At 41.1% G+C, this 16169-nt stretch carries 14 protein-coding genes; 10 read left to right on the plus strand and 4 right to left on the minus strand.

Annotated elements, in window-relative coordinates; all coding sequences use genetic code 11:
• Window positions 1-244 precede the first annotated feature (244 nt).
• On the minus strand, window positions 245-1252 hold the full coding sequence (locus B2Z67_RS06290) for a hypothetical protein (protein ID WP_291528967.1): 1008 nt from the start codon (window positions 1250-1252) through the stop codon (window positions 245-247).
• 669 nt (window positions 1253-1921) lie between these two features.
• Between B2Z67_RS06290 and B2Z67_RS06295 the strand changes: the two genes are divergently transcribed.
• The 8 genes from B2Z67_RS06295 (at window position 1922) to B2Z67_RS06330 (ending at window position 9893) form a co-directional block, all read left to right on the plus strand.
• On the plus strand, window positions 1922-2410 hold the full coding sequence (locus B2Z67_RS06295; protein WP_291528968.1) for an HU family DNA-binding protein: 489 nt from the start codon (window positions 1922-1924) through the stop codon (window positions 2408-2410).
• A 108-nt stretch (window positions 2411-2518) separates the two neighbouring features.
• The gene (locus B2Z67_RS06300) at window positions 2519-3640 is read left to right on the plus strand and encodes a DUF362 domain-containing protein (RefSeq protein WP_291528969.1); all 1122 of its coding nucleotides are present in this window, start codon (window positions 2519-2521) and stop codon (window positions 3638-3640) included.
• Between the two features lie 101 nt (window positions 3641-3741).
• Complete coding sequence (locus B2Z67_RS06305) at window positions 3742-4251, plus strand: ECF transporter S component (protein WP_291528970.1); 510 nt, start codon at window positions 3742-3744, stop codon at window positions 4249-4251.
• 29 nt (window positions 4252-4280) lie between these two features.
• Window positions 4281-4676, plus strand: coding sequence for a phosphoribosyltransferase (locus B2Z67_RS06310; protein WP_291528971.1), 396 nt, complete (start codon window positions 4281-4283; stop codon window positions 4674-4676).
• A 36-nt stretch (window positions 4677-4712) separates the two neighbouring features.
• Window positions 4713-5648 (plus strand): DUF362 domain-containing protein, encoded by a 936-nt coding sequence (locus B2Z67_RS06315; protein WP_291528972.1) that lies wholly within the window; start codon window positions 4713-4715, stop codon window positions 5646-5648.
• A gap of 27 nt (window positions 5649-5675) precedes the next feature.
• On the plus strand, window positions 5676-7193 hold the full coding sequence (locus B2Z67_RS06320) for a 4Fe-4S binding protein (RefSeq protein ID WP_291528973.1): 1518 nt from the start codon (window positions 5676-5678) through the stop codon (window positions 7191-7193).
• Window positions 7194-7352: 159 nt separating this feature from the next.
• Window positions 7353-8189, plus strand: coding sequence for a patatin-like phospholipase family protein (locus B2Z67_RS06325; protein WP_291528974.1), 837 nt, complete (start codon window positions 7353-7355; stop codon window positions 8187-8189).
• Between the two features lie 6 nt (window positions 8190-8195).
• Window positions 8196-9893, plus strand: a complete 1698-nt coding sequence (locus tag B2Z67_RS06330) for an alpha-amylase family protein (protein ID WP_291528975.1) — start codon at window positions 8196-8198, stop codon at window positions 9891-9893.
• Between the two features lie 522 nt (window positions 9894-10415).
• On the opposite strand, the gene B2Z67_RS06335 is transcribed toward B2Z67_RS06330, so the two are convergent.
• Window positions 10416-12341, minus strand: a complete 1926-nt coding sequence (locus B2Z67_RS06335; RefSeq protein WP_291528976.1) for an NAD(+) synthase — start codon at window positions 12339-12341, stop codon at window positions 10416-10418.
• A gap of 175 nt (window positions 12342-12516) precedes the next feature.
• On the opposite strand from B2Z67_RS06335, the gene B2Z67_RS06340 reads away from it, so the two are divergent.
• A complete protein-coding gene (locus B2Z67_RS06340; RefSeq protein ID WP_291528977.1) occupies window positions 12517-12936 on the plus strand; it encodes a Fur family transcriptional regulator in 420 nt (139 codons plus the stop codon).
• A 46-nt stretch (window positions 12937-12982) separates the two neighbouring features.
• Window positions 12983-13540, plus strand: coding sequence for an NADH peroxidase (locus B2Z67_RS06345; protein ID WP_291528978.1), 558 nt, complete (start codon window positions 12983-12985; stop codon window positions 13538-13540).
• Between the two features lie 560 nt (window positions 13541-14100).
• Here the strand turns inward: B2Z67_RS06345 and B2Z67_RS06350 are convergent.
• Both B2Z67_RS06350 and B2Z67_RS06355 read right to left on the minus strand, forming a co-directional pair.
• Window positions 14101-15648 (minus strand): ATP-binding protein, encoded by a 1548-nt coding sequence (locus B2Z67_RS06350; RefSeq protein WP_291528979.1) that lies wholly within the window; start codon window positions 15646-15648, stop codon window positions 14101-14103.
• Between the two features lie 296 nt (window positions 15649-15944).
• A partial coding sequence (locus B2Z67_RS06355) for a hypothetical protein (RefSeq protein ID WP_291528980.1) occupies window positions 15945-16169 on the minus strand: 225 nt, incomplete at its 5' end.

A 16169-nucleotide genomic window follows, 5' to 3' on the forward strand; every position in this document is an offset into this window, starting at 1 on the left:
TTAATTTATAACCAGTACTTAAGAATAAATACTCACCTTACTGTAGTCGCCAAAAACAAGCAGCCTGTTCTTCAATCTAAATATCCGCGGCAACCTTGCAGATTCCTCCACATCATACTCTTGTACAGGTACAACCGTATCAACAGGAAAGAATTGCTTATAACAAACTGAAACCGTATCTTTATCCTGATTACAAGAGTTCAGAACGATGATAATGCAACAAAAAATAGTTATATATACGCCTCTATAATTCATATTTCACTAATACATAATCTGGATCCGCACCCAAAACATATAAAACATTATCCTTACTATCGGCTGCAATACGCATTATTGGTATCCCTAAATCTACAATCTTAACCAGCTTCCCATCATAATCATATAAGAAAACAGTACGAGGGCATTTGCTTATATCTCGACCCACAGTACTTTCGTCCATAGGGTCTCTTTCCCTGTCCCGTTCCAATGCAATAATATAATCCTTGCTCAAACAGACGCCACGAATTCCTCCTACTCTGCGGTCAAAAATAATCTGATTGTCGGCAATTTCATATTCACGTCCATCAGATTTACGCTCCCATAATAATTTGAAAGTATTCCCTGTTTCTTGATAAAGAGCTATATAAGGAAAATTAAAAGAGGTATATACTAAACATCTCTTTTCCGGATTATACGCCATATTTCCTCCAATATGTTGTTTTACCTTCGATACAGGATAAACTCCGAAAACAGAATTTTGCCCTTGGATATTAGCTTTAAAATAATTCGCATCCCCGTCCTCTGTTCTTCCGACAAATACACCTTTGGAAAGTTCGCTCATCTGCGGACGGGATACCCTTTCCGAATCAGACAAGGCAATAAAAGTTTCCTTTTGCAATACTAAACTATCCAAAGAAAGAAAGCCTTTAGTATTCCCATTGGCATCACTAGCAAAGAAAAGATTGTCAATTGCCACCATATTGATTCCTCCTGTAATGAATTCCCGAGGTCCTTTACCCACCTTTCCCATCACCCCTATCTCTCCACCATTTTCCCTATCATGTACATGTACAAAATAATCACGCGCAAAAGGATCAGTCCAAACCAAATAATCACCGGTAACAATAAGGTCACCCGGCATAGTAGTCATAATCTCACTATTCAACAACTTATACGAAGCCTTTTCATACACTACATTCTCATTTCCGCTTTTACAACTTAAAAGAAAGAAACTTAATAATGAATATTGAAATAACTGTGCTGCAATTTTCATAACTATCTTAACTAAAAATTAAAAGACAATGAACATCCACTCCACTTTCATACACCTGAAAGGTAAGCATTCCTATGACGAGAAGCAAGACTACTCCCAACACATTATAACATTTGTCGACAGTATCTCATGATATAAGTAAATTCGCTTCTGCAAAACTACAAAACTATTTCAATAATAATGATTATATTAAGTAAAATTTGCAATACCCGTGCGCATACACAATCTTTGCTTGATGACACATACTGATTGACAAAGCCCCCATCACGCTTTAAGGCAACGACTGGCATGAATTTATCTTCTTTTGATAAGTTGCTTCTCTTTTTTGAGGAAGCTCGCGATTCTTATCTTAGTGAATACAAGATGAGCGGTAAACGCCGCACCGGCGTGCGTGGTTACAGCATGTAATTCGTAGTCCAAGCTTCCTAAATAATATCAATTTGTTTATCCGCCAGTCTCTTTTCGCTTCACAACAAATCATTGTATAATTCTACATTTCTACCTATCTTAAAAACCCCTTTTTATCAATAATGCTACTTAAACACCACTAAAGCGACATAAACACCACTAAAGCAACTGTGCGTTATCTGCCTGTCATACCTTTGCAGAGTCATTTAAAGAAATGGCAATAATAAACTTTATTTTTTAATTATTTAAACTTTAAAAATTATGGCTTTAGAGTATGTAGTAACAAAAAGAGTGTTCGGTTTTGATGAATCAAAAACGGAGAAGTATGTAGCTAAATCTGTGCGCTCAGGACAGATGAGTTTTAGCAAAACCTGTGCGAGAGTGAGTCGCATCTGTGGTGTTCATCGCAAAGTGGTAGATCTGGTAGTCAGCGGTTTGGTCGATATGATGGCCGAAGACATTGATGACGGAAAGAGTGTTCAATTAGGCGAGTTCGGCATTTTCCGCCCTACGATTAAGGCTAAAAGTGCAAATTCCGAAGAGGGAGTAAAGGCAAGCAGTATTGTGCGGAAGCGTATTGTATTCACTCCGGGTAAGATTTTCCAACGCACGCTGAATGAAATGAGTGTAACTCGTTCTGTACCGGCTGATACGGATTATACAGATGGTAGCAGTTCCGGAAATACAGGTGGTAATACAAGTGGTGGTAACACAGGAGGCGGAGATATTGACGATAATCCGTTAGGATAATCTCAGGCCAAATAACTCAATTAAAGTAGCGAAAGTTTTTTCGCTACTTTGTTTTTATGAATAATATATCCTATTTTTGCGAAAGTTATAATCACAAATAGGTATTATATGGAAAAATCAAAAGTATTCTACGCAGACCTGCGCACCTCTCCCACTTCTAATCTTCTCGACAAGATGGAACGGTTGGTAAAACGAGCTGGTATTGAGAAACTCCCTTTGAAAGATAGCTTCGTCGCCATTAAAATTCATTTCGGTGAACCTGGAAACCTTGCTTATCTCCGTCCCAATTATGCAGCACGCATAGCTAATTTACTCCGTAACCAAGGTGCAAAGCCTTTCCTTACGGATTGCAACACCCTCTATTCAGGCCGTCGCGCAAATGCTGTCGACCATTTGCAAAGTGCAATGGAAAACGGTTATAATCCTATCTCCGCCCAATGCCAGGTAATTATTGCAGATGGACTGAAAGGAACTGATTGCCGGGAGATTCCTTTGAACGGCGAATATTGTGCGGCGCCTAAAATAGGTACAGCTGTTGCCGACGCTGATATCATCATCAGCATGAATCACTTTAAAGGGCACGAACAAGCCGGATTCGGCGGAGCATTAAAGAATCTTGGTATGGGTTGCGCCAGTGTAGCCGGCAAGCTGGAACTACACTCAGTCTCGCAACCCAAAATCGATACGGACAACTGTATTGGCTGCAATATCTGCGTAAAGAACTGTGCGCACGGTGCCGTACATCTCAACGCAGAACGCAAAGCGGAAATAGATTATGTAAAATGTGTAGGTTGCGGGCAATGTGTTGCCCTGTGCCAATATGATGGAGCCGTAATGGGCGATGAAGACACATCGGAACGGTTAAACTACAAAATCGCCGAATATACCTTGGCCGTAGTAAAAGATAAACCAAACTTTCATATCAGCTTTATTATGAACGTTTCTCCCGAATGTGACTGCTGGAATCACAATGACGCCGCCATTATACCCGATCTTGGAATTCTGGCCTCAACTGATCCGGTAGCATTAGATAAAGCATGTGCAGATATGGTTACCCAGGCTCCGATATTGCATACGGGAAATTGCCTTTCTGCCGGACATGAACACGATGATTTGTGCGGGCAAGACAAGTTCCACCTGATGCATCCGGATACGGATTGGCTGACAGGATTACGTCATGCGGAAAAGATAGGATTGGGTAACATGCAATATGAGTTAGTGAAGGTTTAAACCTTTTCTAACTTAAAAAGTCTATATATTAATATCCTATAATAGAACAGTGTCCACAAAGAAACATAAATAACTATCAATTAATTTATAATCATTGAATAATGGAAACAACAGTTAAACTCTATTCTTTGTCTTTCAGCAATGCAAAGACCTATTTGTTTGTATTCTTATTTGTCGCAGGAAATATCGCATTGCCGCAGCTTTGCCATTTAGCGCCCGTAGGAGGATCGACATTATTGCCTATTTACTTTTTCACATTGATTGCCGCCTACAAATTTGGTATCCGCGTAGGATTGCTAACCGCTTTACTTTCTCCGGTAATCAATCATTTACTTTTCGCAATGCCTGCTGCTGCCGTATTGCCTGCTATCCTGGTTAAATCCGGATTACTTGCCGTTGCCGCCGCTCTTGTAGCACAATATACGAAGAAAGTATCTTTGGCAGCGCTTCTCGGTGTGGTTTTGGCTTATCAGGTAATAGGTACGGCTTTTGAATGGGCGTTATACGGTGATTTCTTTCTGGCTGTACAAGACTTCCGTATGGGTATTCCGGGCATGCTTATCCAATGGTTTGGAGGCTATGCCGTATTAAAGGCAATTGCCAAACGATAATTGCCGACCATTAATTCCTATTAATAAGTATGGCAAAAACCATGGAAGAAGTGCTGGAACGTTTCCGCACAATTGAATTCCGGGATGAGTTTGATATAATCGTAGCAATTGCCAACGGCGGTATTGTTCCGGCAGGTATTATCAACCAACGGTTACAAAAGGAAGTTCATCTGCTGCATATTAATCTGCGGGATGAATATCAACATCCGAAGTATGATGTTCCCTTGTTGCTCGCCCCTATTGATTTCAACTTCAAAGGAAAAAATATACTATTGGTGGATGACCGGATAAAGACCGGATCCACCATTCGTTTGGCATACGAATTACTTAAAGAAGCAAGCCTGATAAGAACATTCGCAGTTAATGGTACGGCAGATTATGCTTTGTTTGACGAGCCTTGTTTCAAATTTCCCTGGATACTGTGAGAATAAAAAAATAGAAAAATAAAAAATAGAAATACTATGGATAGAAGAGATTTCATTAAGACCCTGGCAGTAGCGGGTGCGGTGATGACCGTACAACGCTCTGAAGCAATGGATATATTAGCGCAGAAGCTGACTGATGCAAACGGTGGTAAGGTTGATCTGGTAGCCGTTATCGGTGGAGAACCGGAAGTTATGTTCCAAAGAGCCATTGCAGAAATGGGAGGAATGAAACAGTTCATCAAAGCGGGACAGAAAGTGGTAGTGAAACCAAATATCGGTTGGGATAAAGTACCGGAACTGGCAGGAAATACCAATCCTCAATTGGTTGCAGAAATAGTAAAACAATGTCTGGCGGCCGGTGCAAAAGAAGTTACGGTATTTGACCATACCTGTGATGACTGGCAGAAATGTTATAAGAACAGTGGTATTGAAGCAGCAGCCAAAGCAGCCGGTGCGAAAGTAATGCCCGCTCACCTGGAGAGTTATTATAAAAACATAGCTTTACCTAAAGGCAAACGCATGAAAAACGCTAAGGTACACGAAGCCATTCTGGATAGTGACGTATGGATTAATGTGCCGGTTCTTAAAAATCATGGCGGAGCCAATCTGAGTATTTCCATGAAAAATCACATGGGTATTGTTTGGGATCGCGGCTTCTTCCATTCCAATGACTTGCAACAATGCATCGCAGACATCTGTACAATGGATAAAAAGGCAGTGCTTAATGTAGTAGACGCCTATCGCATGATGAAAACCAACGGTCCACGCGGACGTTCGGCGGCAGATGTCGTACTGACAAAAGGATTGTTTATTTCACAAGATATTGTAGCTGTAGATACGGCTGCCGCCAAATTCTTTGGTCAGGTACGTGAAATGCCTCTTGAAAGCGTTGCCCATCTGGCCAACGGGCAAGCATTGAATATTGGAACAATGAATATAGATAAATTGAATGTAAAACGTATCAGACTTTAATTCAATAAGAATAAGGTAAACACACTTATGTTAAGAAAAATACGTATTTTGCTATCCGTTGTTCTCTTCGGATTGATGACTTTTTATTTTCTGGATTTTGCAGAGATATTGCCAAATAGCTTTCACAGGTTAGCTCATATCCAGTTTATACCCGCATTAGTGTCTCTTAGTTTTATAGTGCTGGCAGCACTGATCGTCATTACCCTGCTATTCGGACGTATTTATTGCTCTACAGTTTGTCCGATGGGTGTTTTTCAGGATATTGTGACTTGGATTTCCAAAAAAACAGCAAAAAAGAAAAAACGCTTCCATTACTCTTCTGCCAAAAACATACTGCGTTGGGGAGTATTGGGCGTAACGGGTGTAGCTTTCCTCTTCGGCTTTACTGTGATTTTAGGACTTCTCGACCCATATAGCGCCTTTGGCCGTATGACAGTCAACGTATTTAAGCCTGTATATATGTTAGGGAACAACTTGCTGGAAAGTATATTCTCCGGATTCAATAACTATACGTTTTACCAAGTGGATGCCTCTATATTGAGTATCTCGTCATTTATTATCGGAGTAATCACATTCCTTCTTATCGGTTTCCTGGCTTGGAAACATGGACGTACCTGGTGTAATACGATATGTCCCGTAGGTACATTGCTTGGTTTCTTAAGCCGCTTTTCACTATTGAAGATACGCATTGACGCTGACAAATGCAATCATTGCGGGTTGTGCGCCACCAAGTGTAAGGCATCGTGCATTGATAGTTCGAAGCAAGTTATTGATCATAGTCGTTGCGTGGATTGTTTCAACTGTCTGGGTGAATGCCGCCGGAATGCTTTGCATTATGCATTGCCTTCGGGAACAAAGAAACAAGTGGCAGATACTTCAAAACGTCGTTTTCTGATAGCAGGGTTAACAACCGCTGCTGTTGCACCCAAAGTGATGGCGCAAGCCGATAATGTCATAGCCGCCGCTACCGGAATGAAAAGTGAAAAGCGTACAATACCTATAACGCCACCGGGTTCTGTTAATCAGGAGCATTTTCAGTCACATTGTACTTCCTGCCATTTATGTGTCAGCAAATGCCCGTCTCATGTATTGAAGCCTGCTTTTATGGAATATGGTTTGGGAGGCATGATGCAACCGACCGTTTCGTTTGAAAAGGGCTTTTGCAACTTCGACTGTACAGTGTGCGGGGATGTATGCCCCAATGAAGCTATCCTGCCCTTGACAAAAGCTGAAAAGCACTTAACACAAATAGGGAAAGTGGTTTTTATTGAAGAAAACTGCATTGTACACCGGGATGGCACAAGTTGTGGAGCATGCTCCGAGCATTGTCCTACGCAGGCACTTTCAATGATACCATATAAAGACGGACTGACTATTCCCCACATAGATACGGATATTTGTGTGGGCTGCGGCGGTTGTGAATATATCTGTCCGGTGCGCCCGTTCCGTGCTGTCTATATACAAGGAAATGCCGTTCAACAAGAAGCAAAACCTTATACGGAAAACAAACAGGAAGAAATAAAAGTCGACGATTTTGGTTTTTGATTTAGAGCCTGTTTAAACTTTCCTCAGCATTATTTTGAGAGTTATTTCTGAGAATGTTTTTTTGTTTTTATAAGGCTCTGAACATTTCTCTCCATTTTTACTTTATCCTACGATAAAATCACTAATTTCGTGCCCAACAATAAATGGTAGATTTTTGACATGGAAACAATAAGTAATAATTGGTTTACAAATAAATGTTCTGTAGGATTTGCTTTGAGTGGTGGCTTTATTAAAGGCTTCGCACACTTGGGGGTGATGCAAGCATTATTGGAACATGATATAAAACCTGAAATTATTTCCGGTGTAAGTGCAGGCGCATTGGCTGGTGTGTTTTATGCCGATGGTAATGAGCCTTATAAAGTTCTTGACTACTTTGCCGGTCATAAATTTCAGGATTTAACTAAATTAGTTATTCCTAAAGTCGGATTATTTGAATTGAGCGAATTCGTTGACTTCTTAAGAAGTAATCTGAAAGCCAAAACCTTGGAAGAATTACAGACACCTCTTATTATTACTGCTACCGATCTTGACCATGGCCATATAGTTCATTTCCATAAAGGTGATATTGCTTTGCGTGTGGCGGCTTCTTGCTGTATGCCTGTACTCTTTTCTCCTGTTAAGATAGAAGGTATACATTATGTAGATGGAGGATTATTCATGAATCTGCCCGTATCTACTATCCGGCATATTTGTGATAAAGTAGTAGCCGTAAATGTCAGCCCGTTACTGGCAAACAAATACAAGATGAATATCGTAAGCATAGCCATGCGCTCTTACCATTTCATGTTCCGCGCCAACACTTTCCCGGAAAGGGAAAAAGCGGATTTACTGATAGAGCCGTATAATCTGGAAGGTTACAGTAATACGGAGTTGGAAAAAGCAGAAGAAATATTCATGCAAGGATACAATGCCGCCAACGGTCTTTTGGAACAATTAAAGTTAGATAAAGGAACTGTTTGGAAAGATGAAATCAATTATCAATCTATAAATCAATAAATTAGGATGAGTAACGATGAAAAAATAATTATCTATCAAGTGTTTACCCGCTTGTTTGGTAACAATCATAATCACTGTACCAACAACGGTGGCATAATTGAAAACGGATGTGGTAAAATGGCAGACTTTACCACCAAAGCACTGAACGAAATAAAAAAGCTGGGAACCACACATATCTGGTACACCGGTATCATCGAACATGCCACACAAACAGACTACCGCCGTTATGATATCCAACCGGATCATCCGGCTATTGTAAAAGGGAAAGCCGGCTCTCCGTATGCTATTAAAGACTACTATGATATAGATCCGGATTTAGCCAATGACGTGCCCGGACGTATGAAGGAGTTTGAAAACCTGGTACAACGCACCCATCGTAGCGGTTTGAAAGCAATTATTGATTTTGTACCCAATCACGTTGCCCGGCAATACCATTCGGATGTACAGCCTGACGGTACTTCACAATTAGGAGCGAACGATGATATGAATCATGCCTTCAGTCCATATAATAACTTTTATTATATTCCTCAGACGGAGCTACGCGGACAGTTCGACATGAAAGGCCCTGCCCCTGAAGCATACAAAGAATTTCCGGCTAAAGCTACCGGAAACAACCGCTTTGACGTATATCCCAATATCAATGACTGGTATGAAACCGTGAAATTAAATTATGGCGTAGATTACCTGAATGGTAGTACCTGTCATTTTAATCCTGTTCCGGACACATGGACAAAAATGCTGGATATCCTTCTTTTCTGGGCAAACAAACAAGTAGATGGTTTTCGTTGTGATATGGCAGAAATGGTACCTGTGGAATTTTGGGAATGGGTGATTCCGCAAGTCAAGGAAAAGCATCCTCACTTACTGTTTATAGCCGAGGTATATAATCCGGCAGAATATAACAATTACCTGCTCCGTGGTAAGTTCGATTATTTGTATGACAAAGTTGGGCTTTATGATACACTCCGCAATGTTATTTGCGGTTATGACTCAGCTACAGCCATTACCCGCGCATGGCAAAGTCTGGGAGGTATTGAAAAACGTATGCTGAATTTCCTGGAAAATCATGATGAACAACGCATTGCTTCCGACTTTTTTGCTGGGAATCCGCGTAAGGCTATTCCGGGACTGATTATTTCTGCCTGCATGAACACTAATCCGGTAATGATATACTTTGGACAGGAGTTCGGAGAACTTGGAATGGACAATGAAGGTTTCAGCGGAAGAGACGGACGTACCACCATCTTCGATTATTGGAGCGTTGACACCATCCGGCGCTGGCGCAATGGAGATAAATTTAACGGAATGATGCTGACCGAAGAACAGAAATGCTTATATGCAGTATATCAGCGTATCCTGACACTCTGTAATGAAGAAAAAGCTATTTATGAGGGAGCATTTTTTGATTTGATGTATGCAAACATAAACGGTTGGCGTTTCAATGAGCATAAGCAATATACATTTCTGCGTAAAGCCGGTAATGAGTTGTTATTCATCATTGTAAACTTCGACCATGTTGCGGTAGATATAGCTATTAATATCCCTTCACACGCCTTTGATTTCCTGCAAATTCCTCAAATGGATGTTTATTCCGCTGTTGACTTGCTGACATCGAAGACTGAAAATATTAGTTTATTGCCTTATAAAGCTACTGAAATAACTGTCGAAGGATATAGCGGGAAAATACTGAAAATCAAGCTGTAATAGTTTGCATTAGAAGCTGTCTTGAGGTTCCTGTTGAAGAGCTATACTCAGCTTCTTTGAGGTTATTTTCAGCTTGTTTCTTCGTTTTCATATAATTTTTCAACAGAAACATAAATAAATGATAAAATCTTCTATATAATCTCGAACATTTTCTATAGTTTCGTGTTATATAGTTGTGTTTTTCATAGTATTAGATATAAGATTAATTAAAGGAGACTGTACCCGCTTGTGATAAGTAAGTACATCAAAAACAGAAGCGTCTGTTTGATTGATAAATGTGTAAGGAGCATCGGTTTACCAGAGCCGATGCTTTTTTTGTGAGTTATATGAACGCCTTTTCTGTCGATGCCTCGCTTCAGTGAAGCGTACTTGTAGACGGTGTCACCTTCCCTGAGATTAATTAGTTTCTATTATTCCTGCGATCTGATATGCTTCTGTAGCTTCGTTGAATTGAGAACTTATGATTTTGTATAATGCAAACTAATTAGTGATTGGTACTTATGCTTCAATAAAAGCTGATAATCAGATATTATCAGCTTCCCTTAACCATGATTCCGACGATGCATCGCTCGGCATTCGCCAATCGCCGCGAGGGCTGATGGATATACTACCTACTTTAGGCCCATCGGGCAGACAGGAACGTTTAAACTGCTGATTAAAGAAACGACGCAAAAACGTCTGCAACCATTTTTTGATGGTTTCTTCATTATATACTCCCTCAAATGTACGTGCTGCCAGGAAGAATATCTTTGAAGGACGAAAACCGCAACGCAGGAAATAATACAGGAAAAAGTCATGCAATTCATACGGGCCTACCAGATCTTCCGTTATCTGTTTTATATTTCCATCTTCATCGGCAGGAATCAATTCCGGACTGATCGGTGTATCTACAATATCCAGTAATGTGGCACGCGAAGCTTCATCTATGTTATTCTCCGCTACCCATTTCACCAGATGTTTCACCATTGTTTTAGGCACACTTCCATTCACGCCATACATAGACATGTGATCACCATTGTACGTTGCCCAACCTAATGCCAGTTCCGAAAGGTCACCGGTACCTACTACCAATCCCCAAGTCTGGTTAGCTATATCCATCAGAATTTGTGTACGTTCCCGCGCTTGCGAGTTTTCATATACAACATCATGCACGGCAATATCATGATCGATATCTCTGAAATGTTGAATACAAGCTTCCTTTATACTTATCTCGCGCACGGTGACTCCTAAAGAATTCATTAAGTCAATGGCATTCGTATACGTACGGTCGGTTGTTCCAAATCCCGGCATCGTAACTCCTATAATTGCCTTACGAGACCAACCCAACTTATCAAATGTCTTCACGCACACCAGTAATGCCAGTGTAGAATCCAATCCGCCTGAAATTCCGATTACCGCAGTCTTGGCATTGGTATGAACCAGACGTTGTGCCAATCCGGATATCTGAATTGAAAAGATCTCTTCACAATGTTCGTTCAGTTGTTCTCCTTGCGGCACAAACGGATGCGGGTCAAAGACACGGGTCAATACCGATTCTTTGGCATTCACGTATTCAGCTGCTACATGTAGCGCCTCGTCCGGTGCACAATGCGCCCTGCAAGCTGCAAACGTAGTATTCACGCGACGTTCCGCACGAATACGCTCCACATCTATTTCACTGACAACAACCTGTTCTTCAAAAGAAAAACGTTTGCTTCGCGCCAGCAACGCACCATTCTCATAAATCAGCCCGTTCCCGGCGAATACCACATCAGTTGTAGACTCGCCAAAACCACACGAACTGAATACATATCCGGCTATACAGCGTGCCGACTGTTGACTGATAAGAGAACAGAGGTAACCATGTTTCCCTATACTTTCATTATCTGCCGAAAGATTGAATATAATTTCAGCACCTTGCATTGCAAGCGAAGAGCTGGGAGGAACAGGCGCCCATAAATCCTCGCAGATTTCAACGCCAAAGGTCGTGTCCACCGTCTCGAACAGCAGATTAGCCCCTACAGGAATCACTTGACCACATAAACGCATACTCTTTTCTGCCACATCAACAGCCGACGTGAACCATCGCTTCTCATAAAACTCTTTATAATTAGGTAAATAGGTCTTAGGTACTACCCCCAATACTTTACCCTTCTGAATTACGACCGCAGCATTCAGCAATACACCATTCAAAGCTATCGGCATACCGAGTATGGCAATTATGTCCAGTTGCCTTGTATTGTTTACGATTTGTATCAGCCCCATTTCTGCTTCTTCAAGCAACAATTGCTGGGCAAACAGATCACCGCACGTATATCCGGTAATGCACAACTCCGGAAAAACAATAATCTGTATCTTTTTCCCCTCGGCTATGATTATTTCTTTTTCTATTTCTTTAGCATTGAACTTGCAGTCCGCTACCTTAACCCGGGGCACAGATGCCGCCACCTTTACAAATCCATAATTCATAAAAACAATATTTACTGATGGCAAAAATACACCATTTTATCCATAAACACAAAAGAATCAATCTCTAAATAAAATCTGCAAAAAGATAGAAAATCCTTTGGTAGTATCAAATAAGTAGGTATCTTTGCAATTGAAATAAAAATGTAATTATTACAAGTTTAATATATTATTAAATATGGAAGTAGTATTAGAGCGCTTGCAACAACATAATATTAAGCCTTCGATGCAGCGCATTGCCATCATGAAATATCTTATGGATCATCGCACGCATCCAACCGTAGATGAAATATATACTGCACTATCTCCTACTATACCAACTCTATCTAAAACAACGGTATATAATACGCTAAAGATTTTGAGTGAACAGGGAGCTGCGCAGACGTTGACAATTGACGAACGCAACACTTGTTATGATGCCGATATTACCCCTCATGCTCACTTCTTATGTAAACATTGCGGGAAGATATACGATTTATCATGCGATGCCAGCATAAAACAAACGGAAGAAATAGATATGGATGGGTACGAAGTACAGGAAATCCATTATTATTATAAAGGAATCTGTAAACAATGCAAGGAAAAGAAACGTTCATAACGTTATAAAATCAAATAATAATTAACTCAATTAAAATCAGAAGAAAATGAAAAAGTTTAGATGCACAGTATGCGGTTATGTACATGAAGGTGATGCCGCTCCGGAGAAATGCCCATTATGTAAAGCTCCTGCCAGCAAGTTTGTAGAAGTAGTAGAAGCCACCCAAGACGGTCCTTTGACTTTTGCCGACGAACATGTTATTGGAGTAGCTAAAGGTTGCGACGATGAAATGATTAAAGACCTGAATAATCACTTCATGGGCGAATGTACGGAAGTTGGTATGTACCTGGCCATGAGCCGTCAGGCTGACCGCGAAGGTTATCCTGAAATCGCAGAAGCATTCAAGCGTTACGCTTGGGAAGAAGCAGAACATGCTTCCAAGTTTGCCGAACTGCTGGGTGATTGTGTATGGGATACAAAAACAAACCTTGAAAAGAGAATGAATGCAGAATCAGGCGCTTGCGAAGATAAGAAGCGCATTGCTACTCGTGCCAAAGCATTGAACTTGGACGCTATCCACGATACAGTTCATGAAATGGCAAAGGATGAAGCCCGTCATGGTAAAGGCTTTGAAGGTCTGTACAACCGTTACTTCAAGAAATAAATATCTTTTAGATTAATAGAGACAGAGAAGGTTGCCGGATAAATCCCGGTGACCTTTTTGTTTTCCCCATCACGGCACCTGATTGAAGAAAAAAGCTTTTCTTTGGATAATCTGTGCAATCCGCGTAATCCGCGCCTAAAATCTAAATTATCATATATAATTCCATAAAGCTATTCTACTATCAAAATAATACCATATTCTTTATTTTTGTAACTCACCTCTTTTTCGAGAATCTCATTATAGAATATATTATGAATAGAATAAGAATAACGATACACTATTTCCGCAGATTACTCCATATTTGAGGGGTGTTTATGCAAAAAAGCTCAACTACCTACAAGTAAAACGATGACTACGTAAACAACTAATTATAGGTAAATGAGTAAGCAGCTGTTCATAATTACCATTTACTGATTTTCGTTTGCATATTTCCCGGCATACAAGTCTCAGTGCGGAAATATCGCATTCTCGGCGGATTAAAAATACAATTTGTCAATTTGATATTAGCAACAGCCCCCCCGAAATGGTTATCCGCTATGATAGCACTGAATGATAATTTATCATTCCACCAGCCACTTCTCAATATTACGGGTCTCGGCGGAGAAGTTTACGCCAATCTTGAATAGCTGTCGGGAATCCTGCTCAAACGGACGGGCATACTGCTTTTCTTCTATCTGTTGCAGGGCTTCTTCCGCTGTGCCGTCCAGCTTGAACTCCATGACGTAGATGAACTTATCCGTTTGAAGTACTAAGTCAATGCGACCGGCACCGGTGTGGTATTCCGCCTTCACATAAAAACCTACCAACTTGAAGACAATGAACAGAACGTTTTGATAGTGCAGTTCCAAGTCTCGAATCAATTCATAAGGGGTATCGGAGAAGAAACTTTGCAGGCGATGGAAGAAAGCATCACAATCACCTGCACGAACTTCCTGGACAAACTTCTGTATTTCAAAAGAAGATTCTACAGCATCGGTATTGGCATAGAAAGGAAGCAGGAATTTAATAAAGCCTTCTTCCACTTCACGGTTGGGGAAGCCCAGACTATACATTCCAAACTCCGGATCATACCCTTTTATAGTAAGGTATCCACTCTGATAAATTACAGGAATCGGATTAGTGGAAGTGGAATCAATACTGTTCAGCATATCGGCGCTCGTTTTCTCATGCGTTATCCGTTCCAGGTTGTAACGATGCTTTTTCAGTAGTTCTACCAGGTAGGTAGGCGTACCGGTCTCGAACCAGTAACTGTCGAATTCCATACTGGCGAATGTATTGAGTAAGCTGAACGGATTATAGATACCTATTGAGTCGGGCGCAAAGTGATAGCCGTCATAATATTCTTTCAGCTTACTGCAAACCCCTTCATACGTCATCCCACGGGCATCGGCCAATTCATGAAGTTCCGCTTCCAGATTATCATGCAACTCCTGTTCGCTTATGCCACAAATATCCACGAACTGACTGCGCATGGAAATATCCCTCAGGTTGTTCAGGTCGCTGAAGACGCTCACCTTGCCAAACTTGGTTACACCTGTCAGCATAGCAAACTTGATGTAGCCGTCCATCGACTTCATTACACCATAAAATGCCTTCAATATATCCCGGTATTCTTCCTGCAATTCATTCCTTCCGATAGTTTGCAGCATGGGTTTATCATACTCATCCACAAGAATTACTACCGGCTGCCCGGTTTTCCCGGCAGCCAGCCGGATAAGGGTGACAAGGCGGTCGTCCACGGTTTCGTCACTGGAGCATGAACCGTATTGGGCTTCATACACAAGCAGTTGGCGGTCTATCAAACGAATCAAATCATTGTTTGTATCGAACTTCTTGGCATTCAGGTCTAAATGAATAACCGGATGTCTCGTCCAGTCCTTCTCCAACTGCTCCATTGCTAGCCCTTCGAAGAGTTCTTTCTTTCCCTGGAAGTAAGCCGCGAGCGTAGAAATAAGCAGGCTCTTGCCGAAGCGGCGGGGGCGGCTGAGGAAATAATAATTGCCGGTCTTCACCAGTTTATGAATCAAGGCGGTTTTATCTATATAGAAATAGCCCTCTCTGCGGAGTTTCTCAAAATTCTGGATACCGATAGGATAAAGTTTACTCATATATTGCGGCGTTTATAGTAAGTACATGCGCAAAGATAACCAAAACTAATTGATATCATCTAAATTCTGTTGAAGAAATAGCAGGGGCTTACCGGCCGCTATGCCCCTGGTACATACAGGAGGGCTTCTTCTTAAGCCTCGCGCGCGTACGTGCGTGAGCGCATTCCGGCATGTTGTTTTGGTTCTTCGTCACTTTAGGTGCAAGCAAATTGCTTCAAACTCTTTATTCATCGTGGTTTTAGAAGAAATTACATCTTCTGTTTTTTACGCGATCACCATTAACCCACATTGCTCCCTCACCCCCGTTTTCTTTGCCGTAAGGGAATGATTTTCTTGTTGGGAGGGTGCGCTGGGTGCACTACAAATTTTCGTCTTTTGATTGGATTTTCTTTCAATTTCAATGCTTCATACAGTTCTTTCACCTGTTCATTGGGCTCCGTAGATTGTCTTATTTCTACTATCGCCCCATCCTGGCGAACTACCTGATTGCTAATAACCTTTTGCGTTTGTAACACGCGAAC

The organism is Bacteroides sp. UBA939, assembly GCF_002293435.1.
Classification (GTDB): Bacteria; Bacteroidota; Bacteroidia; order Bacteroidales; family Bacteroidaceae; genus Bacteroides.

What these genes read in the sequence shown, in the direction of transcription:
- B2Z67_RS06330 (WP_291528975.1), top strand. Translation starts at nt 8,196, where the DNA reads ATGAGTAACGATGAAAAAATAATTATCTATCAAGTGTTTACCCGCTTG.
- B2Z67_RS06310 (WP_291528971.1), top strand. Translation starts at nt 4,281, where the DNA reads ATGGCAAAAACCATGGAAGAAGTGCTGGAACGTTTCCGCACAATTGAA.
- B2Z67_RS06335 (WP_291528976.1), bottom strand. Translation starts at nt 12,341, where the DNA reads ATGAATTATGGATTTGTAAAGGTGGCGGCATCTGTGCCCCGGGTTAAG.
- B2Z67_RS06300 (WP_291528969.1), top strand. Translation starts at nt 2,519, where the DNA reads ATGGAAAAATCAAAAGTATTCTACGCAGACCTGCGCACCTCTCCCACT.
- B2Z67_RS06350 (WP_291528979.1), bottom strand. Translation starts at nt 15,648, where the DNA reads ATGAGTAAACTTTATCCTATCGGTATCCAGAATTTTGAGAAACTCCGC.
- B2Z67_RS06345 (WP_291528978.1), top strand. Translation starts at nt 12,983, where the DNA reads ATGAAAAAGTTTAGATGCACAGTATGCGGTTATGTACATGAAGGTGAT.
- B2Z67_RS06320 (WP_291528973.1), top strand. Translation starts at nt 5,676, where the DNA reads ATGTTAAGAAAAATACGTATTTTGCTATCCGTTGTTCTCTTCGGATTG.
- B2Z67_RS06305 (WP_291528970.1), top strand. Translation starts at nt 3,742, where the DNA reads ATGGAAACAACAGTTAAACTCTATTCTTTGTCTTTCAGCAATGCAAAG.
- B2Z67_RS06325 (WP_291528974.1), top strand. Translation starts at nt 7,353, where the DNA reads ATGGAAACAATAAGTAATAATTGGTTTACAAATAAATGTTCTGTAGGA.
- B2Z67_RS06290 (WP_291528967.1), bottom strand. Translation starts at nt 1,252, where the DNA reads ATGAAAATTGCAGCACAGTTATTTCAATATTCATTATTAAGTTTCTTT.
- B2Z67_RS06340 (WP_291528977.1), top strand. Translation starts at nt 12,517, where the DNA reads ATGGAAGTAGTATTAGAGCGCTTGCAACAACATAATATTAAGCCTTCG.
- B2Z67_RS06295 (WP_291528968.1), top strand. Translation starts at nt 1,922, where the DNA reads ATGGCTTTAGAGTATGTAGTAACAAAAAGAGTGTTCGGTTTTGATGAA.
- B2Z67_RS06315 (WP_291528972.1), top strand. Translation starts at nt 4,713, where the DNA reads ATGGATAGAAGAGATTTCATTAAGACCCTGGCAGTAGCGGGTGCGGTG.